Source organism: Streptomyces sp. NPDC001851 (genome assembly GCF_040297165.1).
Classification (GTDB): domain Bacteria; phylum Actinomycetota; class Actinomycetes; order Streptomycetales; family Streptomycetaceae; genus Streptomyces.
The window spans coordinates 470,935-496,972 of sequence record NZ_JBEOYR010000001.1 but is presented as its reverse complement, the minus strand read 5'-3'; the positions used below and the strand labels follow the sequence as shown (position 1 = coordinate 496,972).

Annotated in this window: 26 protein-coding genes; 14 read left to right on the top strand and 12 right to left on the bottom strand. The window is 71.7% G+C overall.

Going from position 1 to position 26,038, the window contains the following annotated elements; genetic code table 11:
• Positions 1 to 2 precede the first annotated feature (2 nt).
• Positions 3 to 230 (bottom strand): SDR family NAD(P)-dependent oxidoreductase, encoded by a 228-nt coding sequence (locus ABT171_RS02340; RefSeq protein WP_351238839.1) that lies wholly within the window; start codon positions 228 to 230, stop codon positions 3 to 5.
• A 56-nt stretch (positions 231 to 286) separates the two neighbouring features.
• Between ABT171_RS02340 and ABT171_RS02335 the strand changes: the two genes are divergently transcribed.
• On the top strand, positions 287 to 1,288 hold the full coding sequence (locus tag ABT171_RS02335) for an ArsR/SmtB family transcription factor (protein ID WP_351238837.1): 1,002 nt from the start codon (positions 287 to 289) through the stop codon (positions 1,286 to 1,288).
• Between the two features lie 114 nt (positions 1,289 to 1,402).
• Here ABT171_RS02335 and ABT171_RS02330 read toward each other — a convergent pair whose 3' ends face one another.
• The 5 genes from ABT171_RS02330 to ABT171_RS02310 all read right to left on the bottom strand — a co-directional run bounded on the left by ABT171_RS02330 (position 1,403) and on the right by ABT171_RS02310 (position 5,586).
• On the bottom strand, positions 1,403 to 2,182 hold the full coding sequence (locus ABT171_RS02330; protein WP_351238835.1) for a succinate dehydrogenase iron-sulfur subunit: 780 nt from the start codon (positions 2,180 to 2,182) through the stop codon (positions 1,403 to 1,405).
• Positions 2,182 to 3,936, bottom strand: coding sequence for a succinate dehydrogenase flavoprotein subunit (gene sdhA / locus ABT171_RS02325; protein WP_351238833.1), 1,755 nt, complete (start codon positions 3,934 to 3,936; stop codon positions 2,182 to 2,184). Before sdhA ends, ABT171_RS02330 begins: the two co-directional genes overlap by 1 nt.
• A 19-nt stretch (positions 3,937 to 3,955) precedes the next feature.
• On the bottom strand, positions 3,956 to 4,435 hold the full coding sequence (locus ABT171_RS02320; protein ID WP_351238831.1) for a succinate dehydrogenase hydrophobic membrane anchor subunit: 480 nt from the start codon (positions 4,433 to 4,435) through the stop codon (positions 3,956 to 3,958).
• A gap of 5 nt (positions 4,436 to 4,440) precedes the next feature.
• Positions 4,441 to 4,821, bottom strand: coding sequence for a succinate dehydrogenase, cytochrome b556 subunit (gene sdhC / locus ABT171_RS02315; RefSeq protein ID WP_043195476.1), 381 nt, complete (start codon positions 4,819 to 4,821; stop codon positions 4,441 to 4,443).
• A 192-nt stretch (positions 4,822 to 5,013) separates the two neighbouring features.
• The gene (locus ABT171_RS02310; protein ID WP_351238829.1) at positions 5,014 to 5,586 is read right to left on the bottom strand and encodes a 2-oxo-4-hydroxy-4-carboxy-5-ureidoimidazoline decarboxylase; all 573 of its coding nucleotides are present in this window, start codon (positions 5,584 to 5,586) and stop codon (positions 5,014 to 5,016) included.
• A gap of 154 nt (positions 5,587 to 5,740) precedes the next feature.
• Here ABT171_RS02310 and ABT171_RS02305 point away from each other — a divergent pair, with 154 nt between their 5' ends.
• From ABT171_RS02305 to ABT171_RS02280, 6 genes are all read left to right on the top strand, one after another.
• Positions 5,741 to 7,408 carry a beta-N-acetylhexosaminidase gene (locus ABT171_RS02305; protein ID WP_351238828.1) on the top strand — a complete coding sequence of 556 codons (1,668 nt, stop codon included), beginning with the start codon at positions 5,741 to 5,743 and terminating at the stop codon, positions 7,406 to 7,408.
• 92 nt (positions 7,409 to 7,500) lie between these two features.
• Positions 7,501 to 8,064: a hypothetical protein gene (locus ABT171_RS02300; RefSeq protein WP_351238827.1), complete on the top strand. Its 564-nt coding sequence runs from the start codon at positions 7,501 to 7,503 to the stop codon at positions 8,062 to 8,064.
• A gap of 136 nt (positions 8,065 to 8,200) precedes the next feature.
• The gene (locus ABT171_RS02295; protein ID WP_351238826.1) at positions 8,201 to 8,602 is read left to right on the top strand and encodes a hypothetical protein; all 402 of its coding nucleotides are present in this window, start codon (positions 8,201 to 8,203) and stop codon (positions 8,600 to 8,602) included.
• Between the two features lie 142 nt (positions 8,603 to 8,744).
• Entirely contained in the window at positions 8,745 to 9,353 is a 609-nt protein-coding gene (locus ABT171_RS02290; protein WP_351239119.1) for an RNA polymerase sigma factor, read from the top strand.
• A 414-nt stretch (positions 9,354 to 9,767) separates the two neighbouring features.
• On the top strand, positions 9,768 to 10,430 hold the full coding sequence (locus ABT171_RS02285) for an RNA polymerase sigma factor (protein ID WP_351238824.1): 663 nt from the start codon (positions 9,768 to 9,770) through the stop codon (positions 10,428 to 10,430).
• A complete protein-coding gene (locus ABT171_RS02280) occupies positions 10,430 to 11,497 on the top strand; it encodes a hypothetical protein (protein WP_351238822.1) in 1,068 nt (355 codons plus the stop codon). Before ABT171_RS02285 ends, ABT171_RS02280 begins: the two co-directional genes overlap by 1 nt.
• Before the next feature lie 227 nt (positions 11,498 to 11,724).
• Here ABT171_RS02280 and ABT171_RS02275 read toward each other — a convergent pair whose 3' ends face one another.
• Complete coding sequence (locus tag ABT171_RS02275; protein WP_351238820.1) at positions 11,725 to 12,639, bottom strand: L,D-transpeptidase family protein; 915 nt, start codon at positions 12,637 to 12,639, stop codon at positions 11,725 to 11,727.
• 80 nt (positions 12,640 to 12,719) lie between these two features.
• On the opposite strand from ABT171_RS02275, the gene ABT171_RS02270 reads away from it, so the two are divergent.
• Both ABT171_RS02270 and leuE read left to right on the top strand, forming a co-directional pair.
• On the top strand, positions 12,720 to 14,300 hold the full coding sequence (locus tag ABT171_RS02270) for an acyl-CoA mutase large subunit family protein (protein ID WP_351238818.1): 1,581 nt from the start codon (positions 12,720 to 12,722) through the stop codon (positions 14,298 to 14,300).
• 36 nt (positions 14,301 to 14,336) lie between these two features.
• Positions 14,337 to 14,990 carry a leucine efflux protein LeuE gene (leuE, locus tag ABT171_RS02265; RefSeq protein ID WP_351238816.1) on the top strand — a complete coding sequence of 218 codons (654 nt, stop codon included), beginning with the start codon at positions 14,337 to 14,339 and terminating at the stop codon, positions 14,988 to 14,990.
• A gap of 3 nt (positions 14,991 to 14,993) precedes the next feature.
• On the opposite strand, the gene ABT171_RS02260 is transcribed toward leuE, so the two are convergent.
• Positions 14,994 to 16,370, bottom strand: coding sequence for an FAD-dependent monooxygenase (locus ABT171_RS02260; RefSeq protein ID WP_351238814.1), 1,377 nt, complete (start codon positions 16,368 to 16,370; stop codon positions 14,994 to 14,996).
• Between the two features lie 71 nt (positions 16,371 to 16,441).
• Between ABT171_RS02260 and ABT171_RS02255 the strand changes: the two genes are divergently transcribed.
• Entirely contained in the window at positions 16,442 to 17,092 is a 651-nt protein-coding gene (locus ABT171_RS02255) for a TetR/AcrR family transcriptional regulator C-terminal domain-containing protein (protein ID WP_351238812.1), read from the top strand.
• A gap of 84 nt (positions 17,093 to 17,176) precedes the next feature.
• On the opposite strand, the gene ABT171_RS02250 is transcribed toward ABT171_RS02255, so the two are convergent.
• The 3 genes from ABT171_RS02250 to ABT171_RS02240 form a co-directional block, all read right to left on the bottom strand.
• A complete protein-coding gene (locus tag ABT171_RS02250) occupies positions 17,177 to 18,325 on the bottom strand; it encodes an acyltransferase family protein (RefSeq protein WP_351238810.1) in 1,149 nt (382 codons plus the stop codon).
• Positions 18,326 to 18,407: 82 nt separating this feature from the next.
• Positions 18,408 to 19,742: an alpha-2,8-polysialyltransferase family protein gene (locus ABT171_RS02245; RefSeq protein ID WP_351238808.1), complete on the bottom strand. Its 1,335-nt coding sequence runs from the start codon at positions 19,740 to 19,742 to the stop codon at positions 18,408 to 18,410.
• Positions 19,739 to 20,716, bottom strand: a complete 978-nt coding sequence (locus ABT171_RS02240) for a glycosyltransferase family 2 protein (RefSeq protein WP_351238806.1) — start codon at positions 20,714 to 20,716, stop codon at positions 19,739 to 19,741. Before ABT171_RS02240 ends, ABT171_RS02245 begins: the two co-directional genes overlap by 4 nt.
• Positions 20,717 to 20,914: 198 nt before the next feature.
• On the opposite strand from ABT171_RS02240, the gene ABT171_RS02235 reads away from it, so the two are divergent.
• The 4 genes from ABT171_RS02235 to ABT171_RS02220 are packed head-to-tail and all read left to right on the top strand — an operon-like array spanning position 20,915 to position 25,773.
• The gene (locus ABT171_RS02235) at positions 20,915 to 22,228 is read left to right on the top strand and encodes a DUF6716 putative glycosyltransferase (protein WP_351238804.1); all 1,314 of its coding nucleotides are present in this window, start codon (positions 20,915 to 20,917) and stop codon (positions 22,226 to 22,228) included.
• 23 nt (positions 22,229 to 22,251) lie between these two features.
• Positions 22,252 to 23,634, top strand: coding sequence for a cytidylyltransferase domain-containing protein (locus ABT171_RS02230; RefSeq protein ID WP_351238802.1), 1,383 nt, complete (start codon positions 22,252 to 22,254; stop codon positions 23,632 to 23,634).
• Between the two features lie 13 nt (positions 23,635 to 23,647).
• Entirely contained in the window at positions 23,648 to 24,586 is a 939-nt protein-coding gene (locus ABT171_RS02225; RefSeq protein WP_351238800.1) for an N-acetylneuraminate synthase family protein, read from the top strand.
• A 35-nt stretch (positions 24,587 to 24,621) separates the two neighbouring features.
• On the top strand, positions 24,622 to 25,773 hold the full coding sequence (locus tag ABT171_RS02220) for a hypothetical protein (protein ID WP_351238798.1): 1,152 nt from the start codon (positions 24,622 to 24,624) through the stop codon (positions 25,771 to 25,773).
• Between the two features lie 27 nt (positions 25,774 to 25,800).
• On the opposite strand, the gene infA is transcribed toward ABT171_RS02220, so the two are convergent.
• Complete coding sequence (infA, locus tag ABT171_RS02215) at positions 25,801 to 26,025, bottom strand: translation initiation factor IF-1 (RefSeq protein WP_351238796.1); 225 nt, start codon at positions 26,023 to 26,025, stop codon at positions 25,801 to 25,803.
• Positions 26,026 to 26,038: the final 13 nt, after the last annotated feature.

Sequence of the window (26,038 nt, the reverse complement as noted above, 5' to 3'; positions counted from 1 at the left end):
CTTCAGCCCACCGGCCCGCCCGCTACGTGGCCGACCGGGATGGACTGCTCCGCCCTGCGCCGGAACTCCTCGGTGATGGCCTCCACGGCTTCGGCGCCGTCCGCCTCGTCCAGATCGGTCACGCCGACCGCCGAGCCGTCGCCCGCCAGGCGCCTGGCGACAGCGGCGCCGATACCGCGGGCGCCGCCGGTGACAACCGCCGTCCGCCGCACATGAGTTGTGGGTGTCATGGGAGGAAGTCCACGGCATCGACGCTGCGTCGCCAATCGATGTAGCGTATGGCTTAATGATCAGCTTTGTGCTCGGCGTCGAGGACCTCGCGGACACCCGCTTCGCCCTCTCACCCCTGCACGAAACCCTGTTCAGCCTGCGGGTGCTCCAGGATCCCGGCCTGTCCGCGCTGCACCTGCCGTGGCGCAGGTCCGTACTCGGCAGACTCGGCACGCTCGACACCGGTCTGCTGATGTCCCTGGTCGCCCAGCGGCGCACCATCCCCGACTTCCTGACCCCGAATCCCGCGAGCTTCGCACCGGCCTTCGAAGAAGAACTCTCCGTCGTCCGCCAGGCATCCTGCGCCCGGGTCCGCCACGACCTGCTGCTCGCGCACGCACCCGACCCTGTTCCCGAAGCCCTCCGCGACGCCACCGCCGCCGAAGACGCACCTGTCGCCAGACTCCGCGACGCCATCTGCGATCTCCTGCGGCAGTACTGGGCGGTGGCCATCGAGCCGATGTGGCCGCAGATGCGAATGGTGCTGGAAGCCGACATGACCTACCGCGCCCGCCAGCTCGCCCTGGGGGGCGCCCGACTGCTGTTCGCCGACATGCACCCGAACCTGCGCTGGCAAGGCGGAGAGCTGCACATCCACAAGATGATCAGCAGGCATCGGGTGGCGGCATCCGGCCGGGGGCTGCTGCTCCTGCCGTCCGTGTTCGCACACAAGCCCGCGCCCCCCGTGAGTCCGGACGAGCCGCCGAGCCTCGTCTATCCCAGCCGGGGAGTGGCCACGCTGTGGGGCTCGGAGATGCCGACCGTCGACTCAGCCGCCCTGGTGTCTCTGCTCGGTTCACCCCGGGCAAGACTGCTCGGCCTCCTGGAAGAGCCGCTACCCACCGTAGAACTCGCCCGCCGCCTCAGGGTCACCCCGAGCGCTGTCTCCCAGCATCTGCGTGTCCTGCACTCCACAGGACTGGTCACACGGACACGTGACGGACGGCATGTGCTGTACCGGAGAAGCGCACTCGGCGACCGGCTCGGGCAACGACGGGAATGTGACGACAGACCCTAGGCAGGTCGGGCTTGCCGTCGCCCCCACAGGGAGATCGGACGGCTGCACGAAGAGGGCCCCGCCCCCGGTGCGTGACCGGAGACGGGGCCCGAGTGGCCGTAGCCGTGCGGAAGATCAGTAGCGGCGCGTGATCAGCGCGCGCTTCACTTCCTGGATCGCCTTGGTGACCTCGATACCGCGCGGGCAGGCGTCCGTGCAGTTGAAGGTCGTACGGCAACGCCACACGCCGTCACGGTCGTTGAGGATCTCCAGGCGCTGCTCGCCCGCCTCGTCACGGCTGTCGAAGATGAACCGGTGGGCGTTCACGATCGCGGCCGGACCGAAGTACTGGCCGTCGTTCCAGAACACCGGGCAGGAGGACGTGCAGGCCGCGCAGAGGATGCACTTCGTCGTGTCGTCGAAGCGCTCGCGGTCCTCGGCCGACTGCAGCCGCTCACGGGTCGGCTCGTTCGTGTCCTTGGTGACCAGGAACGGCATGACGTCCCGGTACGCCTGGAAGAACGGCTCCATGTCCACGACCAGGTCCTTCAGGACCGTCAGGCCCTTGATGGGCTCGACCGTGATCGGCTTCTCGGGGTTGATGTCCTTGATCAGCGTCTTGCAGGCAAGGCGGTTCTTGCCGTTGATCCGCATCGCGTCCGAGCCGCAGATGCCGTGCGCGCACGAGCGGCGGAAGGTGAGGGTGCCGTCGAGGTCCCACTTGATCTTGTGGAGGCCGTCGAGGACACGCTCCTTCGGGTCGATCTCCAGCTGGAAGTCTTCCCAGGCCGCCTCCGCCGAGACCTCCGGGTTGAACCGGCGGATCCGGAAGGTGACCGTGATGTAGGGGGAGTCGGCGAAGCCGGGCTCGGGCTTGCCGGCCGCCTCTTCCTTGTCCAGAACAGGGGTAGCCATCAGTACTTACGCTCCATCGGCTGGTAGCGGGTCTGGACGACCGGCTTGTAGTCGAGACGGACGGTTTCCGAGCCGTCGGCGCCGACCTCGCGGTACGCCATGGTGTGGCGCATGAAGTTGACGTCGTCGCGGTTCGGGTAGTCCTCGCGGTAGTGACCGCCGCGGGACTCCTTGCGGGCCAGCGCCGAGACGGCCATGACCTCGGCCAGGTCCAGCAGGTTGCCCAGCTCGATGGCCTCCAGCAGGTCGGTGTTGAACCGCTTGCCCTTGTCCTGGATCGCCACGTTCTTGTAGCGCTCGCGCAGCTCGGCGATCTTCTCGACGGCCGTCTTGATCGTCTGCTCGGTGCGGAACACCATGACGTTGGCGTCCATGGTCTCCTGCAGCTCGCGGCGCAGGGTCGCCACCCGCTCGTTGCCGGTGGAGCTGCGCAGCCGCTCGATCTGCTCGACGACGAACGACTCCGGGCTCTCCGGCAGCTCGACGTGGTCCGCCTTCGCCGAGTACTCGGCGGCGGCGATGCCCGCGCGGCGGCCGAAGACGTTGATGTCCAGCAGCGAGTTGGTGCCGAGGCGGTTGGCGCCGTGCACGGAGACACAGGCGACCTCGCCGGCCGCGTACAGACCCGGGACGACGGTGGTGTTGTCCGCCAGGACCTCACCCTCGACATTGGTCGGGATGCCGCCCATCGCGTAGTGCGCGGTCGGCTGGATCGGGATCGGGTCCGTGTACGGCTCGATGCCGAGGTAGGTGCGCGCGAACTCGGTGATGTCCGGGAGCTTGGCGTCCAGCTGCTCCGGCGGCAGGTGGGTGAGGTCGAGGTAGACGTGGTCGCCCTCGGGCCCGCAGCCGCGGCCCTCACGGATCTCCGTGTAGATGGAGCGGGACACGACGTCACGGGACGCCAGGTCCTTCATGACGGGAGCGTACTTCTCCATGAAGCGCTCGCCGTCCTTGTTGCGCAGGATGCCGCCCTCACCGCGGGCGCCCTCGGTGAGCAGGATGCCCATGCGCCAGATGCCGGTCGGGTGGAACTGGAAGAACTCCATGTCCTCCAGCGGCAGACCCCGGCGGTAGACGGCGGCCTGGCCGTCACCGGTGAGGGTGTGCGCGTTGGAGGTCACCTTGAAGAACTTGCCGCAGCCGCCGGAGGCGTAGATGACGGCCTTCGCCTGGAAGATGTGGATCTCGCCGGTCGCCAGCTCGTAGGCGACGACACCGGCCGAGTGCTTGACGCCGTCGACCTCGGTGATCAGCTGGTCCAGGACGTAGAACTCGTTGAAGAACTCCACGCCCTCCTTGACGCAGTTCTGGTACAGCGTCTGGAGGATCATGTGGCCGGTGCGGTCCGCGGCGTAGCAGGACCGGCGGACCGGGGCCTCGCCGTGGTTGCGGCTGTGCCCGCCGAAGCGGCGCTGGTCGATGGTGCCGTCCTTGGTGCGGTTGAACGGCAGGCCCATCTTCTCCAGGTCGAGGACGGCGTCGATGGCCTCCTTCGCCAGGATCTCGGCGGCGTCCTGGTCGACCAGGTAGTCACCGCCCTTGACCGTGTCGAAGGTGTGCCACTCCCAGTTGTCCTCCTCCACGTTGGCGAGCGCGGCGGCCATACCGCCCTGCGCGGCGCCCGTGTGGGAGCGGGTGGGGTAGAGCTTGGTCAGCACGGCGGTGCGGCTGCGCTTCGTCGCCTCGATGGCGGCGCGCATGCCCGCGCCACCGGCGCCGACGATGACGGTGTCGTACTTGTGGATCTTCATGATTCTCGCAGCCCCGTGCCTAGCGGATGTTCGGGTCGAAGGTGAAGATCACCAGCGTGCCCAGCAGGATGGTCCACACCGTGGCGGTGTACAGCAGGGCCTTCAGCCACATGCGGGAGCTCGCGCGCTCCGCGTAGTCGTTGATGACCGTGCGCAGGCCGTTCGCGCCGTGCAGCATCGCGAGCCACAGCATCAGCAGGTCCCAGACCTGCCACCAGGGGGAGGCCCAGCGGCCGGCCACGAAGGCGAAGCCGATCTTGGAGACACCGCCGTCCAGCACGAGCTGGATCAGCAGGTGGCCGAGGACCAGGACGACCAGCACGATGCCGGACAGGCGCATGAACAGCCAGGCCGCCAGCTCGAAGTTGCCCCGGGTCGACTTCGGGGTCTTCTTGGTGCGCTTGCGCGGCGCCTCGATCAGCGGGGCCGGGTGGTCGACGTCGTAGGCGGCGCCCTCGACGGGGCCGACGCCGGACGCGGGGGTTTCAGTCGTGGACATCGGCGTCAGCTCCCAAAGAGAACACGGTAAGCGTGACCGAGGACCGGGTAGATCGCCCCGAGCATCAGCACGATCCAGACACCCATCACGGTCCAGAACATCTGCTTCTGGTAGCGCGGGCCCTTCGACCAGAAGTCGACGGCGATGACGCGCAGGCCGTTGAGCGCGTGGAAGAGGATGGCGGCGACGAGGCCGTACTCCAGCAGCGCGACGATCGGCGTCTTGTACGTGGCTACGACCTTGTCGTAGTCCTCGGGGGAGACACGCACGAGAGCGGTGTCCAGCACGTGAACGAACAGGAAGAAGAAAATGAGGACGCCGGTGACTCGGTGAGCCACCCAGGACCACATTCCTTCCCGGCCGCGGTACAGCGTTCCAGCCGGCACGGAAGAACCCTCCGGGAGCGGGGACTAGGGCCGCGCCGGCTTCGGTGTCGGTCGGGCCCGGCCGGGTACGGTCCACCGGCCCCCAGCATCGTAGCGAGACGCCGCGCTGTGCCTTACGGGGGGCCTACCGGTGTGATCAAACTGGCACCGGATGGGTTAGGGGCCGTGCGGCTGCGGGGGTGGTATGTCCTGCTATTTGCCGACTGCGGGTGCGTTTGGGCTGGTCGCGCCCCGCGGCGGAGCCGCTGATGGACACAGCCCCGCGCCCCCGAGTCGGACCAGGAGCCGCCCGCGCGCAAGGCGCCGGAGTTCCTCCGCTGTGACGACCCGTTCTTCCTCGGGATCGTTTGTCAATCGTGACCGGATCGCTTCCAGGGTGCGGTCGAGGGCCTCGGCCGGCGGGACGTCACCCAGATAGATGACGAACGCGTGTCCGAACCTGGCCTCGTAGGCCGCCTGTGCCGCGCTCAGGGCCATGTGGGCCGCCGAGTACGTGCCCTCGGGGAGCTCGGGGAGGGACTCTCCGGCCAGCGCCTCCGCCAGGTCCGCCGGTGACAGGTCGTACGCCGCCTCGTCCGCCGCGGCCAGGAGGGAGGACAGGTCGGGGTAGGGGCGGTGGTCCGCGATGCGGTGGGACCAGCGCAGGCTGCCCAGGCAGTGCAGCAGGAGGGCGCGGGCCTCGTCGCCGGGCGCGTCGTTGAAGGCGTCGAGGGGCCTGGGGAGAGAGGGGAGACGGTGGGCGGGCAGCGTGGGTCCTCGCGTCACATGTGGCGTGGCAGGGGATGCTGTGAAAGGTGTGTCGTCAGGTTATCGAGAGTGGTCACTGTGTGTCGCTGTGATGCCTGAAATTCACTCGGACGGAAGAGTTTCAGGGCGGCTCCATGACGAAGGAGAACCCGATCGGTCGTACGTTGGCAGGGTGACCCAGCACAAGCGCCGTGCTCCGGCGCAGCAGGTGATACGGAAGCGGGCGGTGGTGGCCGCCGCGTTCGTCGGGACCGTCGCGCTCGGCACGGGCGTCGGCGTATGGGCCTCGGCGGGCGGGGGCGGCGGGCAGCCGGAAGGGGGTGCGCGGCAGCAGTCCTCGTCGTCGGGCCGGGTGGCCGGCACGTCCCCCGACGGTGCGGCCACGCCCTCGGCGAGTCCGCGGCCCAGCCGGTCCTATCCGCTGTCGCAGGCGCCGCGCACGATACCCGCGGTGCGCTCGCACACTCCGGCGCGCGGGCCCGGCTGGAAGCCGCAGAAGGCGGACCGGGTGGTGATCAGCGACGGGGAGCTGGCCGACGAGGGCCGGCTGATAGCCGGGGAGCTGGGGATCGGCTACGCCGGCCAGAAGGACGACGTGCGGGCGGGGGACGTCCGGCTGGCGCTCGGCGGCGGGGGCGGGAACCAGGAGTCGTACACGATGACCGTCCGGGACGGGCGGGTGGACATCAGCGGTCCCGGCGAGGCCGGTGTCTTCTACGGCACCCGCACGCTGAAGCAGGAGGTCCACGGCGGCGGTACGGCGCCGGAGGGGGTCGTGCGGGACGAGCCCGCCAAGCCGGTGCGCGGGTTCATGCTGGACATCGCGCGCAAACCGTACTCCGAGTCCTGGATCGAGGACCGCATACGGGAACTGGGGGACCTGAAGTTCAACGAGCTGGGGCTGCACTTCTCCGACGACCAGGCCTTCCGCATCGAGTCCAGCAGCCACCCCGAGATCGTCTCCCCGGACCATCTGACCAAGGCGCAGGTCCGGCGGATCGTGGACCTGGCGAACAGCCGGCACATCACCGTCGTCCCCGAGATCGACTCGCCCGGACACCTGGGCGCCGTCCTCGCCGCCCACCCCGACCTCCAGCTGCGCGACGCGAGCGGGGCCGCCACCAGGGGGGCGATCGACATCTCCAAGCCGGCCTCCGCGAAGATCGTCGACGATCTGCTGAACGAGTACGCGGGGCTGTTCACCGGCAACCAGTGGCACCTCGGCGGCGACGAGTACCAGGCCCTGACGGTGAAGGACCCGCAGACCTCGTTCCCGCAGCTCGCCGCAGCGGCCCGGCAGAAGTACGGCTCCGGCGGCACCGTCGCCGACCTCGCCACCGGCTGGCTGAACGACCGCGCCGGCACCGTCCGCGCCCACGGCAGGACCATGCGGGCCTGGAACGACGGCTTCTTCCGCGGCGCCTCCGTGCAGGCGGCCAAGGACCTCCAGGTCGCCTACTGGACCGGCAAGGAGCTCGGTGGCCGGCAGCCCGTGGAGTACCTGAGCGCGGGGCGGAAGGTGCTCAACTACAACGACGAGTTCCTCTACTACGTCCTCGGCCAGCCGCAGACCTTCGTGTACCCGACCGGGCAGCGGATCTACGAGCAGTGGAACCCGCGGGTGCTGCGCGGCACGAGCGCCGTGCCGGCGAGCTACGACGGGCAGATCCTCGGCGGCTCGTTCGCGGTGTGGTCCGACTTCCCGAACGCCCAGACGGAGGCGCAGGTCGCGGCCGGGATCCGGATGCCGCTGCGGGCCACCGTGCAGAAGCTGTGGGACCCGGGCAGGCCCGCGCTGTCCTGGACCGGCTTCCGGGATCTCGCGAACCGGCTTGGCTGAAAACATCCGCTGTGACACTCCCGCGCCGTCGCACGCAGTAAGGGGAAGTGCGGGCTCCGTATGGGGCGGCGCCCTGGCGAGGGAGACATTTCATGAGCCTGGTGGAACTGATCGCACAGGCCGACGAACGTGGACTGGCCGCCAGCGGGTTGGCTTGTCTGGATCGGTGCCTGCCCCTGCTCGGCGCCGACGACGAGCTGCTGCGGCCCCTGTGGGCGAGCCTGGCCGACGGTTCGGGCTGGGGCCCGGGCCTGGAGAAGGCCCGCGGCGCGCACGGCGCGGAGGGGCCCGCCGACGACGAGGTCGCGCGGCTGGTCCGCCGCATGCTGCAGGCGGCCCCGGCCGAGCGCACCGCCGACGCCGTACGGCCCTGGGCCGACGCCTGCTCGGTCGCCTCGCTGCGCGTACACCGGCTGCTGGATCCCGCGGCGGACGGTGCGGCGGTGGGGGACGGTCTGGACGCCGGGCGCGCGGGGGACACGGCCGGCCTGCCTCCGCTGGTCGCGGCGGAGCTGCGCCGGCAGACGGCGGTGCTGGAACTCCTGGCCGAACACGGCCCGCACGGCCTTCGCCGCGCGCTGGACCTGTCGATCGAGGGGCGGCGGGTGCTGCGGGCGGTGGTGTCACGGCGGGCGCGCAGCGAGTGCGGCGGCTGAAACGCCCTGGCTGCGCGAGTCCTGTAAGCATCCTGCGGTGGGCCTGGGCCGGTTCCGCGACGGTTGGTGAAACGCCTCGGAAACCGGTGACGCCGAAGCCCGGCGGATCGCTTTTCCGTATGTGACAGCCGAGTATGTGACAGCCCAGTACGCGACAGCGCAGCAGGACACCAGGCCGCCCGCCGCGGCGAAGCCCGCGCGGTGGGCCGCGGACACCGTGGCGACGATGCGCGAGGGCGCCCGGGTACGGCTCGACTACTCGGCGCAGAGCCTGTGGCGGGTCGACCGGATGATCGAGGAGATAGGCCGCGAGGGGCCGCCGTACGCCGCCGTCGAGAGCGTGCTGCGCGGCTTCGGCGCCTACGCCGGTGAGGTGATCGTCCGCCAGACCGGCGCCGAGTGGTGGGCGACCGGCGGCGACCACTGGGTGCGCACCCCCGACGGCAGGCTCTGGGACCCCATCGAGGAGGCCCGGCGCGTCTACGGCGGCCACGGCTCGCTGCGCCTGCTGTGCCGGGACGCCACCGGCTCCCGCTGACCGCCCGGCCGAGTCGGCCCCCTGTGACACTTCTGTGCGGCGCGGCGCAGGTCATCGTGGAGGCGGGGACACGGCCGGAGCGTGTCGGACCGTGAGGAACGAGCCACGCGGTGGCCATGAACTCGGCACGAACGAGGACGCCTTGGGCCAGGGAGGGGAACCCCGGCGCCCGCAGCCGCGGGACCGGGAGCTGGGCGAGGCCGTCGCGCGCGCCCAGCAGGGCGACGAGGCCGCCTTCGCGGTGGCCTACCGGATCGTGCAGCCCGCCCTGCTGGGCTATCTCCGCGGCCTCGTCGGCGAGGACGCGGAGGACGTGGCCGCCGACGCCTGGCTGCAGATCGCCCGCGACCTCGGCAGGTTCCAGGGCGACGGCGCGGGCTTCCGCGGCTGGACCGCGACCATCGCCCGGCACCGCGCCCTGGACCAGCTGCGCCGCCGGCGGGTACGGCCCCGGGCCGCGCCGCTGGAGCAGGACGTGCTGGCGCTGCCCGGCCGGCACAGCACCCACGACGAGGCCCTGGAGTCGCTGTCCACCCGGCGGGCGCTGGAGCTGGTGCGCGGGCTGCCGCGCGACCAGGCCGAGGCGGTGCTGCTGCGGGTGGTCGTCGGCCTCGACGCCCCGGCCGCCGCACGCGTCCTCGGCAAGCGCCCCGGCGCCGTCCGCACGGCCGCGCACCGCGGCCTGAAGCGCCTCGCCCGGCACCTGGGCGCCGGGGGAGCGGCGGACGAGGGCGGGAACAGGCGTGCCTGACACCGGGCCGGGAACAGGTGATGCGGCGGCGGGGAGTCGTGGTCGCCGCGTTCCGGGCCGGCGTGACGGTCGTCGCGTGGGCTCCCGGAGCGGGTGTCGTACCAGCGGGTGTCTTACCAGGTGTGGGAAGTAATCCTCGTCACCCGGCGCACCCCGTGCTGAGCGAACGGCCGGGGCCGCCACCCCCCACAGGAGAGGCCCCGGCCGTCGCGCGGACGGGCCGCGCGCGACCCGTACTTGATACAGCGCCATGAGTGCGTTTTCTGTCACACCCCGGCCCCGTCGGCCCTCACCCTGCGCACATCCGTACCCGGTCACGAGTTAGTTGCATCTTCTACGGACATGGACGGCGAGCGGTTTCACGCCGTAACGTGCCTTTCGCGCCGACCGGCAAACAGGCGTAAAGGGAGTGCGGTGCTGGGGGACGACGCGGAGCTGACCGCCGCGGTGCGTGCGGCACAGGACGGAGACGAGACCGCGTTCCGTACGGTGTACCGCTCCGTGCAGCCACGGCTGCTCGGATACGTGCGGACGCTGGTCGGTGATCCGGACGCCGAGGACGTCGCGTCCGAGGCCTGGCTGCAGATCGCCCGCGACCTCGACCGGTTCAGCGGAGACGCCGACCGGTTCCGCGGCTGGGCCGCGCGGATCGCCCGCAACCGCGCCCTGGACCACATACGCATGCGCGGCCGCCGTCCCGCCATAGGCGGCGACGAGACGGAGCTGACCGGCCGGGCCGCCGAGTCCGACACGGCCGGCGAGGCCATCGAGGCCCTGGCCACCGACAGCACCCTCTCCCTCATCGCGCGGCTCCCGCAGGACCAGGCCGAGGCGGTCGTCCTGCGGGTCGTCGTCGGCCTCGACGCCAAGAGCGCCGCCGAGACCCTCGGCAAGCGCGCCGGTGCCGTGCGCACCGCGGCGCACCGCGGTCTGAAGCGGCTCGCGGAGCTGCTCGGCGAGGATCCGGAATCCGCGGGCGTGCTGGACGCACTCCCGCCCCAGCGAGAACCGCGCGGCCGCGCGGTGTCGTCCGCAACTGTGACGCATACGCGTGCGCGGACGCAGAAGGACATGTGATGGCCGACGAGCAGGACAAGTGGCTGAACCGTGAGACGGCGGAACGCCTGCTGCGCGGTGAGTCGCTGGAAGCCGTCGACACCCCCGCCCGTGACCAGGCCGAACGCCTCTCCCGGGCGCTCGGCGCGCTCGCCGCGGAGGCCGCCCCGGCCACCGGGGAACTCCCCGGTGAACAGGCCGCCCTGGCCGCGTTCCGCAAGGCCCGTGATGCCGCCGGGGCCGAACGGACCGCCCCCGTCCCCGCCCCCGGCAGCTCCCGCCGGGCCGTGCCCGGTGCCGGCGAGGGCCTGATCCGCATCGGCGCCCCGGGCCGTACCGGAACCGCCCGCCGCCCCCGCTGGGGCCGCCCGGTGCGCCTGGCGCTCGCCGCCGTGGTGACCGCGGGCACGCTCGGCGGCGTCGCCATGGCCGCCGGGAGCGGGATGCTGCGTACGCCGTTCGGGCCCGAGGAGCCCGGCCCCTCCGCCTCCGCCTCCCCCTCCGCCGACGCGACCTCCACGCCGTTCGCCTCGGTCCCGCCCGGGGGCGCGACGCAGGGGCCGGGCGCGCACCGCGGCGGTTCCTCCGGCGAGGCCACCGGACCGGACGACCGCACCGGCAGCAGCCACACCCCGGGCGCGGGTGAACCCTCCGGCACCCCCGGCGGCCGGTGGAAGGACGCGGCCGGGGCCTGCCGGGACCTCCGGGACGGCAGGGAACTGGAGGCGGGCCGCCGGCGCGCGCTGGAGAACCTGGCGGGCGGCAGCGCACGCGTGAGCCGGTACTGCAAGCTCGTCCTGTCCGTCGCCGACCTGGCCGACGGCATGAAGAACGGCGGCAAGGGCGACGGGAGCGGCGACAGCGGCAAGGCCAAGGGCGACGGCGGCGGAAAGAGCAAGGGCGGCGGCAAGGACAAGGGCGCGGGCGACGACGAGGGCAACCCCGGCCGGGGCCGCCCCGGTCATCCGGGCCATGGCGGCGGCGGTCACCGGCATCCCGGCAAGGGCGGTGCCGGTGCCACGGCCCGGCTCGGTGAGGGCGCCGGGTCCGTCCCAGCCCGGAAGCCGGCCCCGACTCACCGCCCCTGACCTGCGGTTTCGTGCTTCAAGAAAATTTCTTCCCGCAAGGTGTGACGTTTTCGGAGCCCCGGACGCAGTAATGAGTGAGCCGACTGGTCATCGGCCGTAGCACTGAGCCGGGGTTCCCCCCGTACCCACGGCTCGTGCACCTGGCGCGGGCGGGACACGTTCCCCCGGTCCCGCCCGCGCCCCGCAACCCCTCCCCACCCGTCGTCACCAGCGGATTCCCACCGGGTTCACCAGTGGATGACGACCTTGTCGCCCACCCGCACCTGCGCGAACAACCGGGCGATCGCCGTCTCGTCCCGGACGTTCACGCACCCGTGCGAACCGCCCGCGTACCCGCGCGCCGCGAAGTCGTACGAGTAGTGCACGGCCTGGCCGCCGCTGAAGAACATCGCGTACGGCATCGGCGAGTGGTAGAGCGTGGACACCCAGTGCCGTGCCTTCCAGTAGACGTGGAAGACACCTTCCCGGGTCGGTGTGTACTGCGCCCCGAACCGCACCGCCGTCGTCGACAGCGTCCGGCCGTCGACCATCCAGCGCAGCGTCCGCGTCGTCTTGTCGATGCACAGGACACGCCCGGTCATACAGCGCGGGTCGGGCGGACCGGCCGGCTGGCCGCCCATCCGGTACAGCTCCCAGGTGCCGGGCGCATGGGTCATCCGCACCAGCCGCTCCCAGGTGACGGAGTCGGTCTGCCCGGTCTGCGGCAGCCCGCGCTTGCCCTGGAAGCCCCTGACGGCCTGCTCGGTCAGCGGGCCGTACGACCCCGTCGGCCCGTCGAACAGCCACTCCGCCTGGCGCAGCCGCGCCTGCAGCTCCCGCACCCCCGGCCCGCTGTCGCCGCGCGACCACAGCACCCGCGGCCGGGGTGCGGCCGGTACGGCCGGTGACTGCTGGGCCGTCCGGGTGGGATTCACCGGGACAGAGGGCTGATCGGGCGCCTGCCCGGACGTCTGTCCCGGGGTGAGTCCCGACGTCTCTCCGGAGGTGGGTGTGGCGGTCTGTTCCGGGGGCAGGACGTGCACCGGCGCCCTGGGCTTGCCGTCGGTGTCCGGGGGCTGCGCGGTGCAGCCGCACAGGGCGGTGAGTGCGGTAAGGGCGGCGGCCGAGGTGAGTACGGCGGCCGGTCTTCGCGAGATCCTCATGCCGGGGATGCTTCCCCGCGTGACCGCCGCCGAACGACGGGGCATGGTGAGGGGTGACAGGACGTACTGCGGAGGCATCCATGGCGCGTGAGTCGGAGTCGGGACTGCCGGTCGAACCGGTCTACGGACCGGGGGCCCTCCAGGGCTGGGACCCGGCCGGGAAACTGGGCGAACCGGGCGCGTACCCGTTCACCCGCGGGGTCTACCCGACCATGTACACCGGCCGCCCCTGGACCATGCGCCAGTACGCCGGTTTCGGTACGGCCGCCGAGTCCAACGCCCGCTACCGGCAGCTGATCGCCCACGGCACCACGGGCCTCTCGGTCGCCTTCGACCTGCCCACCCAGATGGGCCACGACTCCGACGCGCCCCTCGCACACGGCGAGGTCGGCAAGGTGGGCGTGGCCGTCGACTCGATCGATGACATGCGGGCGCTGTTCGACGGCATCCCGCTCGGCCAGGTCTCGACGTCGATGACGATCAACGCGCCGGCGGCACTGCTGCTCCTGCTGTACCAGCTGGTGGCGGAGGAGCAGGGCGTACGGGCCGACCGGCTGACGGGCACGATCCAGAACGACGTGCTGAAGGAGTACATCGCGCGCGGGACGTATATCTTCCCGCCGAAGCCCTCCCTGCGCCTGACCGCGGACATCTTCAAGTACTGCACCGCCGAGATCCCGAAGTGGAACACGATCTCGATCTCCGGCTACCACATGGCCGAGGCGGGCGCGTCACCCGTCCAGGAGATCGCGTTCACCCTGGCGGACGGCATCGAGTACGTCCGTACGGCGGTGGCGGCGGGGATGTCCGTGGACGACTTCGCGCCCCGCCTGTCCTTCTTCTTCGTGGCCCGTACGACGCTGCTGGAGGAGGTCGCCAAGTTCCGCGCCGCGCGCAGGATCTGGGCGCGGGTGATGCGGGAGGAGTTCGGGGCGCGGAACCCCAAGTCGCTGATGCTGCGCTTCCACACCCAGACGGCCGGGGTCCAGCTGACGGCCCAGCAGCCGGAGGTGAACCTGGTCCGGGTCGCCGTCCAGGCCCTGGCGGCGGTCCTCGGCGGCACCCAGTCCCTGCACACCAACTCCTTCGACGAGGCGATCGCGCTGCCGACGGACAAGAGCGCGCGGCTGGCCCTGCGCACCCAGCAGGTGCTGGCGCACGAGACGGACGTGACGGCGACGGTGGATCCCTTCGCGGGTTCGTACGCGGTCGAGCGGATGACGGACGAGGTCGAGGAGGCGGCCGTCGACCTGATGCGGAGGGTCGAGGACCTGGGCGGGGCGGTCGCGGCGATCGAGCGGGGCTTCCAGAAGGCCGAGATCGAGCGGAACGCCTACCGGATCGCCCAGGAGACGGACTCCGGGGAGCGGGTGGTCGTGGGCGTGAACCGCTTCCAGCTGGACGAGGAGGAGCCGTACGAGCCGCTGCGCGTCGACCCGGCCATCGAGGCCCGGCAGGCGGAGCGCCTGGCGAAGCTGCGGGCCGAGCGGGACCAGGGGGCGGTGGACGCGGCGCTGGACGCGTTGCGGAAGGCGGCGGCGGGTGAGGACAACGTGCTGTACCCGATGAGGGAGGCGCTGCGGGGGCGGGCGACGGTGGGGGAGGTGTGCGGGGCGCTCCGCGGGGTCTGGGGGGCGTACGAGCCGTCGGAGGTGTTCTGAGCCGGAGTGTCGTACCCCCGTGCGACACTCCTTCCCATGTTCGGCGTCATCGACCTCCCCACCTACCTCGCGGGACTGATCATGATCGTCCTGCTGCCCGGCCCCAACTCCCTCTACGTCCTGTCCGTCGCCGCCCGGCGCGGAGTGCGGGCCGGTTACACGGCCGCCGCCGGGGTCTGGTGCGGGGACACCGCGCTGATGACGCTGTCCGCCGCCGGGGTCGCCTCGCTGCTGAAGGCCAACGCCGTGCTGTTCGGGATCGTGAAGTACGCCGGTGCCGGATATCTGACCTGGCTCGCGATCGGCATGCTGCGGGCCGCCTGGCAGATGTGGCGGACGCGGCGGGAGAAGACCCTGGAGGACTCGGCCGCGGCCACCGCCGTCACCGACGAGCGGCCCTTCCGGCGCGCGTTCGTCGTGAGCCTCTTCAACCCCAAGGCGATCCTGTTCTTCGTCGCCTTCTTCGTGCAGTTCGTCGACCCCCACTACGCCTACCCGGCGCTGTCCTTCGTCGTCCTCGGCGCCTTCGCCCAGCTGGCCAGCTTCCTCTATCTCAGCGCGCTGATATTCAGCGGGACGCGGCTCGCCGCGGCCTTCCGGCGGCGGAAGCGGCTGTCCGCGACGGCCACGTCGGCGGCCGGGGCGTTGTTCCTGGGGTTCGCCGTGAAGCTGACGCTGGCCAGCGCGTAGCGTCTAGCGGTGGCCGACCCGGGTGAGATACGCGTCCAGCCCGGCTGTCGTGTCGCCCGCCCAGCCCACGTACCCGTCCGGGCGGACCAGGAAGACACCCGGGCCGTATGACTCCGGCACCGCGGGCAGCGCCCGCACGCCGGTGACGCCGGAGGCCTCCGCGCCGAGCAGTGTCCAGTGCGGGCCCCGGAACGCGTCGAAGAGGCGGACGCCGGACACCGTGCCGTCCGGGGCGCGGTCGCCCGCCCGGAGGCCGGCCGGTTCGCCCCGCGTCTCCACGCTCAGCGACGACTCCCGGTAGCCCAGGCCGAGTTGCCCGGTCGCCTTTCCGCGCCGTACCTCGCCGCGGTGCACGCCCGTCGACAGGTCCAGCATGGCCGCGGCGTTCGCCCGTCGCTCCTCCTCGTAGGTGTCCAGCAGCGAGTCCGGCGCCCCGGACCGCAGCACCGCGCCCAGTTTCCAGCCCAGGTTGTAGGCGTCCTGGACGCTGGTGTTCAGGCCCTGCCCGCCGGCCGGGGAGTGGACGTGGGCCGCGTCGCCCGCGAGGAACACCCGGCCCACCCGGAAGCGGTCCGCGAGGCCGGTGCGCGGCCGGAAGTCCGAGGCCCAGCGCAGTCGGGTGACGTCCGCGGCGTCCAGGTGCGTGTACGCCGCCACCAGCTTGCGGACGCCGTCCAGGGACAGGTCGGGCTCCGTGCCCGGTGCGAGGCGTGCCTGCAGCTGGAAGTCGTCCGTGCCGGCGAGGGGGCACAGGGCGACGCCGGTGTCGTCGGCGCCCGGGAAGGTGTGCCAGTGGTCGCGGTCCAGGCCCGTCAGCCCTATGTCCGCCACCAGGAACGGCGCGGGGTCGACCGTCTCCCCGGTGATGCCGACGCCCAGCGCGCGCCGGACGACGGACCGGCCGCCGTCGGCCGCGACCGCGTATCGGGCGCGGGCGGTCGTTCCGTCGGCGAACCGCACGGTCACGCCGTCCGTGTCCTGCCCGACGCCGGTCACCTCGCGCCCGAAGGAGACCGCCCCGCCCAGCTCGGCCAGCCGCCCGTACAGCACCTCCTGCGTGCGCCACTGCGCGACCATCAGCGGCTCGGTGTACGGCGCGCCCTCATCCGCCTCGATCGCGTCGAACATCGGCTGCTCGCCGGTCCGCTCGCCGTTCCTCCAGATCATCCGGGCCGGGTACGGACCGCCCGCCGCGCGGACCTCGTCCACCACCCCGAGGTCGTCGAAGACCTCCAGGGTGCGCGGCTGCAGCCCCTTGCCGCGCGAGCCGGGGAAGAGGCCCTCGGCCCGCTCCACCACCAGCGCCTCCGCCCCGCGTCGCGCGAGGTCGATGCCGAGGGTCAGACCGGTCGGGCCCGCGCCCACGATCAGAACATCCATCACATTTCTCCTTAACGTTGTTAAGTTCCGTTGCCCATGAGCGTGCCCTTAACGCTGTTAAGCTGTCAAGTGTGAGCCCCGAGAAACGTGCCCCCCTGGATCGCCGACGCGTCGCCGGCACCGCGCTGCGCCTGCTGAACGAGGTCGGCCTGGACGGCCTCACCCTGCGGGCCATCGCCAAGGAGCTGGACGTCAAGGCGCCCGCGCTGTACTGGCACTTCAAGGACAAGCAGGCGCTGCTGGACGAGATGGCTACGGAGATGTACCGGCGGATGCTCGCCGGTGTCGCGCTCGACCCCGCCGACACCTGGCAGGAGCGACTGCTGAGGACGAACCGCGGACTGCGGGCCGCGCTGCTCGGCTACCGCGACGGGGCCAAGGTGTTCAGCGGCTCACGCTTCACGGGCACGGACCACGCCGCCCAGCTGGAGGCGAACCTGCGCCTGTTCACGGACGCCGGCTTCACCCTCGTCCAGGCGGTCCACGCGGGGCGTACGGCGACGGCGTACACCATCGGCTTCGTCACCGAGGAACAGGGCGTCGTACCCCTGCCGGGCGAGCGCCGGGAGGGGTACGACGTCGAGCAACGCGCCCGGCGGATGGCCGGGTACCCGCTCGCCGCGGAGGCCGGACAGCTGCTCTTCGACGGCTATGACGAGCAGTTCGAGGAGGGGCTGGCACTGGTGGTCGCGGGCATCGGGGCGCGGTACGGGATCAGCTGAGCGGAGAGTCCAGGGGGTTTCGTTCGGATCGGGTCGGATCAGGCGCCGGGCGTCGCGGACCCGGGCTGATCCAAACGAAACCCCCTAGACCCCGAGTCGCCCCCGCGTCTTCAGAGCCCGCTTCAGGCGCGGCCCGACCGGCCTCTCCACGAACCGGTGGATCAGCCACGCCAGCAGCAGCATGCCCAGGACGGTCACGAGCAGCGTCGGCCACGCGGGCAGGCCGAGGCCCCGGTGCAGCACCCGGATGACGAACCAGCCCAGGTGTTCATGGACCAGGTAGAACGGGTACGTCAGCGCGCCGGCCGTGACCAGCCAGCGCCAGGAGGCCCACCGTGTCCAGCCCACCGCCACCGCGGCGACGGCCGCGAAGGCGACGGTGACGATCAGGATGACGACGTAGGGGTCACGGTGCGGATGCGGGCCCCACAGGCCGCGGGTGGCCTCGCTCTGGGCGAGCAGCCAGGACATCGCGACGACGCCCCACGCCAGCAGGTCGCCGCCGAAGCGGTGGATCAGGTACAGCGCCAGGCCGCCGATGAAGAAGGGGGCGTACTCGGGCATGACCACCTGGTCCAGCAGCTCGTTGCCGGACGAGTGGCACAGGACGGCCGCCAGGGTCCAGACGCAGGCGAACAGCACGACCCGGCGGTGGGTGACCCCGCGCACCACGACGAGCAGGGCGAAGAGGGCGTAGAAGCGCACCTCCACCCAGAGCGTCCAGCACACGCCGAGGACCCGGGTCGCGCCCATCGGCTGCTGCAGCATGGTGAGGTTGACGAGGAACTCGTCCAGCCGGACCGGGTGGACCACGACGGGCAGCGCTACGGACGCCCCCGTGATCAGGACCAGCGCGACCCAGTACGCCGGGTACAGACGCGCGACGCGGGAGCGGAAGAAGTCGCCGAGGGTGCGGCCCCAACTGCTCATGCAGATCACGAAACCGCTGATCACGAAGAAGAACTGCACGCCGAAGTTGCCGTAGACGGCCGCCCGGGACAGGACCGGGAAGAGCTGGGCCGGGCTCCCGTGCCACGACGCGGAGACCGGGCCGCCGCGGCCGGCGTAGTGGTAGAGGCACACCATCAGCGCGGCGACGAGCCGCAGACCGTCCAGGGCGAGCAGGCGGCCCCGGCGCCCGCCGGAGCCCGGCGGCACCGCGGCCGCCCGGGATGTGACCCGGGATATGAGAGGGCCGGGTTCGGCGGTGAGGCCGGGGCGTGAAGCAGCCATGTGTGGTGTTCCCTCCTGGTTCGGTCGCAAGGTCCAGCTGCCGATGGCTCCCCGGCCGCGTGTGCGGCCCCGCCCCCGGCGGTCAACGGCGCGACGACCGGCGCAGGCTGCGGGCCTTGCGGGCCACCCGGCGGACCGTCGCGTTGCGCGGGATGAACGCCAGCTGGGCGGGCACCCCGCCGGGCAGGGCCAGCGAGGACAGCCGCCGGCGCTTGAAGTAGCGCATGGTGTGCGGGTCCAGGTGCCGCGCGAGCCAGGTCTCGGCCTCGGGGCGCAGCCGCGGGTAGATCTTCGGCTGCATCGCGAAGCCCACCGCGCGGACCAGCGCGCCGAGCGCCTCGACGGCCATGCCCGTGCGCTGCCCGGTGACCGCGGCACGGTCACCGAGGTCGGGCAGCAGCGCGTCCACGATGCTGACCGGGACCCGGTTGCTGTTCTCGTACGGGGTCAGCTGCTCCAGCAGTACCTCGGTGCCGGTCCGGGCGACCGGCAGGCCGTACAGCGCCCGCGCCGTGAGCAGGGCGGTGGAGAAGCAGCCGACGACCAGCGCGGGACGCATCCGCTGGTACAGCACCTCGGCGAGGACCGGCGTGTCGACCACGGTCAGCTCGGCCTTCAGTTTCTCCGCCTCCTGCTCCAGCGAGCGGGTGAAGCGGGCCGGGGCCGACGGGTGCGGCTTGAACACCACCCTGGTGTGGCCGAGCGCCACCGCGCCCTGCAGCATGCGTACATGCAGCTTCTCCTCCTGCTCGGCGGTGAGGATGTCCAGCGCCGAGAGGTACTGGCCGAGCAGCAGCGCGGGCTCCTCGACCTCCGGCAGCCCGTCCCCGGACGGCGCCAGTTCGGCGAGCACCTTGAGGAAGGCGGCCGTCGGCACGATCTCACCCGGCACGCCGAACTCGGTGAGCAGCAGCGGCTTCAGGCCCGGCACCAGGTCCAGGTGCAGCACCCGGTCCACCCGGGTGCCGACCAGCGGGTCGATCTTGTTGCGGGTGGGGCCGTAGCTCATCAGGCCGTCGGCGTACACCGTCACCGGGGCGCCGGTGAAGATCTGCGCGAGCGCCAGCGACGGGTTGACCTGGATCGACTCGACGGCCAACTCCACGTCATCGGCGCCCAGTTGCCACTCGTGCCGCAGGAAGCGTTCCCACAGCGGCATGTCGTCCACCCGGGGCGCCCAGCCGCCCGGGTGGAACGGGAAGATCGTGTCGTTGTACAGGATCACGTCGTCGAAGCGGTCGCGCAGCTTCCCGAAGCCGGGTGCCTCGTCCAGCGCGGGCGTGGTCTCGGGCGTGGCCGCGTTGTTGCAGACCAGCAGGATCCGCCGGTCGGCCGGGCGGAAACAGCCGGAGTCCAGGGCGGCGGCGAGCGTGGCCGTGCCGTACAGCGTCGACGCCTGGAAGATCTGGGTGGTCACGCGGCGGCCCCCGCGGGGGCGGGACGGCGGCGCAGCCGGCGCAGCTTGGTGGCACGCTGGAGGTCCATGGAGTCCAGCGCCTCGTCCAGCACGTCCTGCGGCATGCGCCGCAGGGCGGCGGCACTCATGGATTTCAGTTTCTTCGCCACCGCGGGCTCGAACCTTTCGATGGATCCCAGATGATGGGAAATGATGGCGCAATAGGTGCGGACGGCCTTCGGGAGCAGTTGGCCGGCATCCCGGTCCTGCGCGGTTTCCGTGATGACCTGATCGAACGCGCGAATGAAATCGAGCTGCCGGACATCACCGATCTGGGTGAGCGAGGAGGCGACTCCGCGCCGGTAGAACACACCGAGCAGACTCACCGCGGCGAAGGATTCCGCCTCCCGGTGCAACTTCCAGATCCACGGCCGGTCCTCGGCCGTGCGCAGCCCGTCGGTGAAGTGCAGCACCCCCTTGTCGACCAGCCGCCGGTGGTAGAAACCCGCCCACGCGTACGCGTAGTCCACGGACGTCGACCGGTCGGCGGGCAGGATCGCCGCCCGCGGGTCCAGCACCACGTTCCGCCGGCCGACCGGCACCCGGAACACCTGGCGCGACCGAGCGGTGCACTGCACATGGTCGGTGCGGATGAAGTCGCAGCCCAACTCCTCCATGGCGGAAACCGCTTGTGCGAAGTAGCCGGGGGCGAGCCAGTCGTCGCCGTCCAGGAAGGTCAGGTAGGCGCCGCGCGCCCGGTCGATACCGGTGTTGCGGGCAGTCGCCAGCCCTCCGTTCCGCTCGTGCCGGACGTACACGGCCCCGGGCAGCTCGCGCTCCGCGCGCGCGAGGATCTCTGGTGTCCCGTCACGGGAACAGTCGTCGACGAGAATGAATTCGAAGTCCTCACGCGCGTTCGCCTTCAGGCTCCTGAGCGTGTCGGGCGCGTATTGCTGCACGTTGTAGAACGGCACGATGACGGAGAGCTTGACCACGTCAGGGACGTTAGGGCGAAGCCCGTCATTCGTCTTGGCCGTCCGCTTGATGCCGGGTGAACGACACATGGCGAAGCTGTGAACCAGGCTTTTTCCGGGCGCCTTCACGGCCCGATTCGCCATTCGGCGATGTGCTGTTAACCGTTTGTTGCATTCCGGTTGGGCGGAACCTCGGAATGCCTTCCTAGCGTCTTCGGCGTGCCAGCAAGTGCTACGAAGTCCCTGCGGGTCGCGGTCCTCGCCGATTCCGACACCCGGTGGAAGTGGGGCGCGCTCACCGCGCAGCGCCTCGCCCCCGCCGATGCCGGGATCCGCCTCGACGGCTACCTCCTGCGGGGACGAGCCACCCCGACAGCCCGTCAGCTGAAGGAGGTCGGCGTCCGGGCGGACTCCCTCCGCGAGGTCACCGGAGTCGAATTCCTGCGCGCCATGGGCGACGCGTCGTACGACGTCCTCGTCCTGGCTCTGGTCGGCGGCGGGGTGCAGGCGATGCTGCACGGGCTGCGCGCCACCTGGGCGGGCACCGGCGCCCGTCCCGTCGTCGTCACCGGGTACGTCGGTGTGGTCTACGAGAAGCTCGCCGACGGACTGCTGCTGCGGCACGGCGCGGACCTCGTCCTCGCCAACTCGCGTCATGACGCGGACCGGTTCCGGGCCGTGTACGAGGGCGTGGGGGCCGACGCCTCCTCGGTCACCGAGGTCGCGCTGCCCTTCCTCGGCGGGGCGCCGTACACCGGTGAACACGACCCGTACACCGTGGTGTTCGCGGCCCAGCCGTCCGTCCCCGACAGCCGCAAGGACCGTACGTACCTGCTGAACCGGCTCATCGGACACGCCCGCAGGCACCCCGAGCGCGAGGTGCTGCTCAAGCTGCGCTCCAAGCCGGGCGAACACACCACCCACATCGAGGAGACCCCGTACCAGAAGCTGGCCCAGGGCAAGGACCTGCCCGCCAACTTCCGGCTGGTGTACGGCCACATGGGCGAGGTGCTGGACCGCACCGACCTCCTCGTCACCGTCAGCTCCACCGCCGCCCTGGAGGCCCTGCACCGCCGTATCCCCACGGTGATCCTGACCGACCTGGGCGTGCGCGAGGTGCTCGGCAACCACCACTTCACCGGCTCCGGCTGCCTCGCCTCCTGGGACCAGCTCGACGCCGGACACCGGCCGGTGGCCGACGGGAAGTGGGTCGCCCGGCAGGGGGTGGCGGCCGACGGCACGTACGGCACGGCCTTCGACACGGCCCGCGAGCGCATCGCCAAGCTGCTGGACCGCCCCGGCGGCCTGCCGCCCCTGACCCCCTACTACACCCCCGAGACCGCGCCCGGCTATCTGCCCGGCATCCTCGCCCGGCACCACCTGGGCCCGGACGGCGTCCCGCTGCCCGGCGCGCCCGCCGCCGACAAGGAGCCCGGGCCGGTCCGCCAGATCGTGCGCCGCGCCGCGCGGGGCGCCTACCGCCACGGCGTGCAGCGGGTCGCCCCGGTGATCCGCCGGATGGGGGAGCTGTGACCTCTTTCCAAGGAGTGGACCCCATGTCGAACCCGGAAGCGGGCCGAGGCGCGACGGTGCGCCGGGTGCTCGCGGTGATCCCCGCGCGCGGCGGCTCCAAGGGCGTGCCCGCGAAGAACCTCGCGCCCGTCGGCGGGGTCCCGCTGGTGGCGCGCGCGGTGCGCGAGTGCCGGGCCGCCCGGCTGGTGACCGACGTCGTCGTCTCCACCGACGACCAGGCCATCGCCGCCGCCGCCCGCGAGGCCGGCGCCGAGGTCGTGCTGCGCCCGGCCGCCATCGCCGGGGACACGGCGACCTCCGAGGCCGCGGTCCTGCACGCCATGGACGCCCACGAGGCGCTGCACGGCGCGGCGGTCGACGTGGTCCTCCTGGTGCAGTGCACCAGCCCGTTCCTCGTCCGCGAGGACATCGACGGCGTCGCGTCGGCGGTGATCGAAGGCGGTGCGGACACCGCGCTGACGGTCGCGCCGTTCCACGGGTTCGTCTGGCGGGACGCGGTCGACGGACTCGCCTCGCACGGCGAGCCGTCGCCCACCGGCACGCTGACCGAAGGCCGGGCGGCAGCGGAGGAACCCACGCTCCCGGCACGCCCGGCAGCCGGGCCCGGCACCGGCTCGGCGGACGCAGCGGCCGGCGGCGGCCACGCCGCTCCCGCGCCGACCGCCGGAGGCCACGGCGTCAACCATGACAAGTCCTACCGCCCGCGCCGCCAGGACCGCCCCCAGGACTTCCTGGAGACCGGCGCCGCCTACGCGATGGCCGCGCCCGGCTTCCGCAAGCACCGGCACCGCTTCTTCGGCCGTACGGAACTCGTCCGCACCGACCCCGCCCGGGTCCTGGAGATCGACGACCCGCACGACCTGGCGCGCGCTCGGGCCCTCGCCCCGCTGTTCGACGCGGACCGCCCGGGTGCGCTGCCCGCCCACGACGACATCGACGCCGTGGTCCTCGACTTCGACGGCACCCAGACCGACGACCGGGTGCTGATCGACTCCGACGGACGGGAGTTCGTCTCCGTGCACCGCGGCGACGGACTGGGCATCGCGGCCCTGCGGCGCAGCGGCCTGAAGATGCTGATCCTGTCCACGGAACAGAACCCTGTGGTCGCCGCCCGCGCCCGGAAGCTGAAGCTCCCGGTGCTGCACGGCATCGACCGCAAGGACCTCGCCCTGAAGCAGTGGTGCGAGGAGCAGGGCATCGCGCCGGAGCGCGTGCTCTACGTCGGCAACGACGTCAACGACCTGCCGTGCTTCGCCCTCGTCGGCTGGCCCGTGGCGGTCGCGAGCGCCCACGACGTCGTACGCGGCGCCGCACGCGCGGTCACCACCGTCCCCGGCGGTGACGGCGCGATCCGAGAGATCGCCAGCTGGATCCTCGGCCCCTCTCTCGATTCCCTCCCCAAGTAAGGACATCTCCCCCATGAGCAGCAACTCCCGCATCCGCACGTTCGGTTCGCGCGAGGTCGGCCCCGGCCGTCCCGTCTACATCTGCGGCGAGATCGGCATCAACCACAACGGTGAGCTGGAGAACGCCTTCAAGCTGATCGACGTGGCCGCCGAGGCCGGCTGCGACGCGGTCAAGTTCCAGAAGCGCACCCCGGAGATCTGCACCCCGCGCGACCAGTGGGACATCGAGCGCGACACCCCCTGGGGCCGGATGACCTACATCGACTACCGCCACCGCGTGGAGTTCGGTGAGGACGAGTACCGCCAGATCGACGAGTACTGCAAGGAGAAGGGGATCGACTGGTTCGCCTCCCCGTGGGACACCGAGGCCGTCGCCTTCCTGGAGAAGTTCGACGTGCCCGCCCACAAGGTGGCGAGTGCCTCCCTGACGGACGACGAACTGCTCCGCGCCCTGCGCGCCACGAACCGCTCGGTCATCCTCTCCACCGGCATGTCCACCCCCCGCCAGATCCGCCACGCGGTGGAGGTGCTCGGCTCCGACAACATCCTGATGTGCCACGCGACGTCGACGTACCCGGCGAAGGCCGAGGAGCTGAACCTCCGCGTGATCAACACGCTGGAGAAGGAGTACCCGAACGTCCCGATCGGCTACTCCGGCCACGAGACGGGCCTGCAGACCACGCTGGCCGCGGTCGCCCTGGGCGCGGTGTTCGTCGAACGCCACATCACCCTCGACCGCGCCATGTGGGGCTCCGACCAGGCCGCCTCCGTCGAGCCGCAGGGCCTCACCCGCCTCGTCCGCGACATCCGCACCATCGAGGCCTCCCTCGGTGACGGCGTCAAGAAGGTCTACGACTCCGAGCTGGGCCCGATGAAGAAGCTGCGCCGCGTCGCCGGCGTCGTCGCCGAGGCGGAGATCGCGGCGGCGGCGGGCGAGCCGGTCTCGGTGTGAATCCAGGTCACTTACGACGGGACGGTCGTACACCGATGAGCCCCCGCGCCGGTCACACCGGCCACCCTCCCCGCACGCTCGCTTTCGTGGAGAGCCCCGTCCAGCTGCTGAACGTGCTGGAGTGGGCGCATCTGCGGGGCCTGCGCGGCGCGGATCCGGACCCGCTGCCGTCCGTGCCGGCGCAGGTGCGGCGGACAGTGGCCGGTGACACGCCACCGGCCGGCGCGGATCTCACGGTCGTCGTCCTGGCCCCAACCGACCCCATGACCCGGGGCCAGCTGCGCCGCATGGCGGACCTGGCCCGGGACGAGGGGTACCGGGTGCGCTGGGAGGAGGCGCGGGGCGGCCCGGCGGCCCCGTTCCAGACGATCGGCGGCCTCGCGGGGGCCCTGAGACGGGCGGACCGCATCGTCATGGGAGACCCGTTCTCGCGCTATGTGCAGTTGCTGCTGACGATCACCCGTGCCAAGGATCTCGTGGTGGTCGACGACGGCACGGCGACGATGGAGTTCGTCACCCAGCTGGCCCGGGGCGAACGGCTCGTCCGCTGGCACCGCAAGGGCGGCCGCCGCGGGGCGCGCGACCTGCTCTTCGCCCCGGTGTCCTCCTCGGCCCGCCGCCGTCTGAGGCCGAGCGCCCACCGCCGGGTCGAGGTCTTCTCCTCCATGCCGGTGACGGAAACCCCGGACGGGGTGGCGGTCACGGCCAACGACTTCTCCTGGACCCGCGCCCGCTTCGGGCCGCCGCGCATCAGCAAGGGCGCGGACATGGTCGGCACGTCCCTGGTGGAGACGGGGGTCGTGGACGGCGACCGCTACCTGGACGCCGTCCGCAACCTGGCCAAGGCCCACGGCGCGACCCGCTACTTCGCACACCGCCGCGAGAGCGCGGACAAACTCCACCGTCTGGCCGCCGAGACGGGCCTGCAGGTCGTCCGCCCGGATCTCCCCCTGGAGCTGATCGCCCGCCGGGGCCCGATCGGCCGTACGATCCTCAGCTTCCCGTCGACGGTCGTCCACACCCTGCCGCTGGCACTGGCCGGCACGGGGGTGCGCGTCGCCGTCTGCGACATCGACCCGACCTGGCTCACGGAGAACGCGTCCCCGCGAGCGCAGGGCTTCCTGTCCGGGGTGACGGGCACGGCCCGGGACGTGCACCGGCTGACGGCGGTCACGAGCCCGGCCTAGGCCGAGCGGGCCGGCCGACTCCTTCCGCTATGACCGGTACCGGTAGCGGATCCGGCCGCGGGTGAGGTCGTAGGGGCTGAGTTCCACGAGCACCCGGTCGTACGGGAGGATCTTGATGTAGTTCTTCCGGATCTTGCCGCTGATGTGGGCCAGCACCGTGTGCCCGTTCTCCAGCTCCACCTTGAAGGTGGCGTTGCGCAGGCACTCGACGACGGTGCCTTCGACTTCCACGCCCCCTGAAGTCTTCGTCATGCTCTCTCACTTC

Excerpts from the sequence above, each read along its gene's own strand:
- ABT171_RS02320 (WP_351238831.1), bottom strand. The coding sequence starts at position 4,435 with ATGTCCACGACTGAAACCCCCGCGTCCGGCGTCGGCCCCGTCGAGGGC.
- ABT171_RS02335 (WP_351238837.1), top strand. The coding sequence starts at position 287 with ATGATCAGCTTTGTGCTCGGCGTCGAGGACCTCGCGGACACCCGCTTC.
- ABT171_RS02270 (WP_351238818.1), top strand. The coding sequence starts at position 12,720 with ATGGCGCGTGAGTCGGAGTCGGGACTGCCGGTCGAACCGGTCTACGGA.
- ABT171_RS02280 (WP_351238822.1), top strand. The coding sequence starts at position 10,430 with ATGGCCGACGAGCAGGACAAGTGGCTGAACCGTGAGACGGCGGAACGC.
- sdhA (WP_351238833.1), bottom strand. The coding sequence starts at position 3,936 with ATGAAGATCCACAAGTACGACACCGTCATCGTCGGCGCCGGTGGCGCG.
- ABT171_RS02250 (WP_351238810.1), bottom strand. The coding sequence starts at position 18,325 with ATGGCTGCTTCACGCCCCGGCCTCACCGCCGAACCCGGCCCTCTCATA.
- ABT171_RS02225 (WP_351238800.1), top strand. The coding sequence starts at position 23,648 with ATGAGCAGCAACTCCCGCATCCGCACGTTCGGTTCGCGCGAGGTCGGC.
- ABT171_RS02340 (WP_351238839.1), bottom strand. The coding sequence starts at position 230 with ATGACACCCACAACTCATGTGCGGCGGACGGCGGTTGTCACCGGCGGC.
- ABT171_RS02275 (WP_351238820.1), bottom strand. The coding sequence starts at position 12,639 with ATGAGGATCTCGCGAAGACCGGCCGCCGTACTCACCTCGGCCGCCGCC.
- infA (WP_351238796.1), bottom strand. The coding sequence starts at position 26,025 with ATGACGAAGACTTCAGGGGGCGTGGAAGTCGAAGGCACCGTCGTCGAG.
- leuE (WP_351238816.1), top strand. The coding sequence starts at position 14,337 with ATGTTCGGCGTCATCGACCTCCCCACCTACCTCGCGGGACTGATCATG.
- ABT171_RS02230 (WP_351238802.1), top strand. The coding sequence starts at position 22,252 with ATGTCGAACCCGGAAGCGGGCCGAGGCGCGACGGTGCGCCGGGTGCTC.
- ABT171_RS02300 (WP_351238827.1), top strand. The coding sequence starts at position 7,501 with ATGAGCCTGGTGGAACTGATCGCACAGGCCGACGAACGTGGACTGGCC.
- ABT171_RS02220 (WP_351238798.1), top strand. The coding sequence starts at position 24,622 with ATGAGCCCCCGCGCCGGTCACACCGGCCACCCTCCCCGCACGCTCGCT.
- ABT171_RS02260 (WP_351238814.1), bottom strand. The coding sequence starts at position 16,370 with ATGGATGTTCTGATCGTGGGCGCGGGCCCGACCGGTCTGACCCTCGGC.
- ABT171_RS02330 (WP_351238835.1), bottom strand. The coding sequence starts at position 2,182 with ATGGCTACCCCTGTTCTGGACAAGGAAGAGGCGGCCGGCAAGCCCGAG.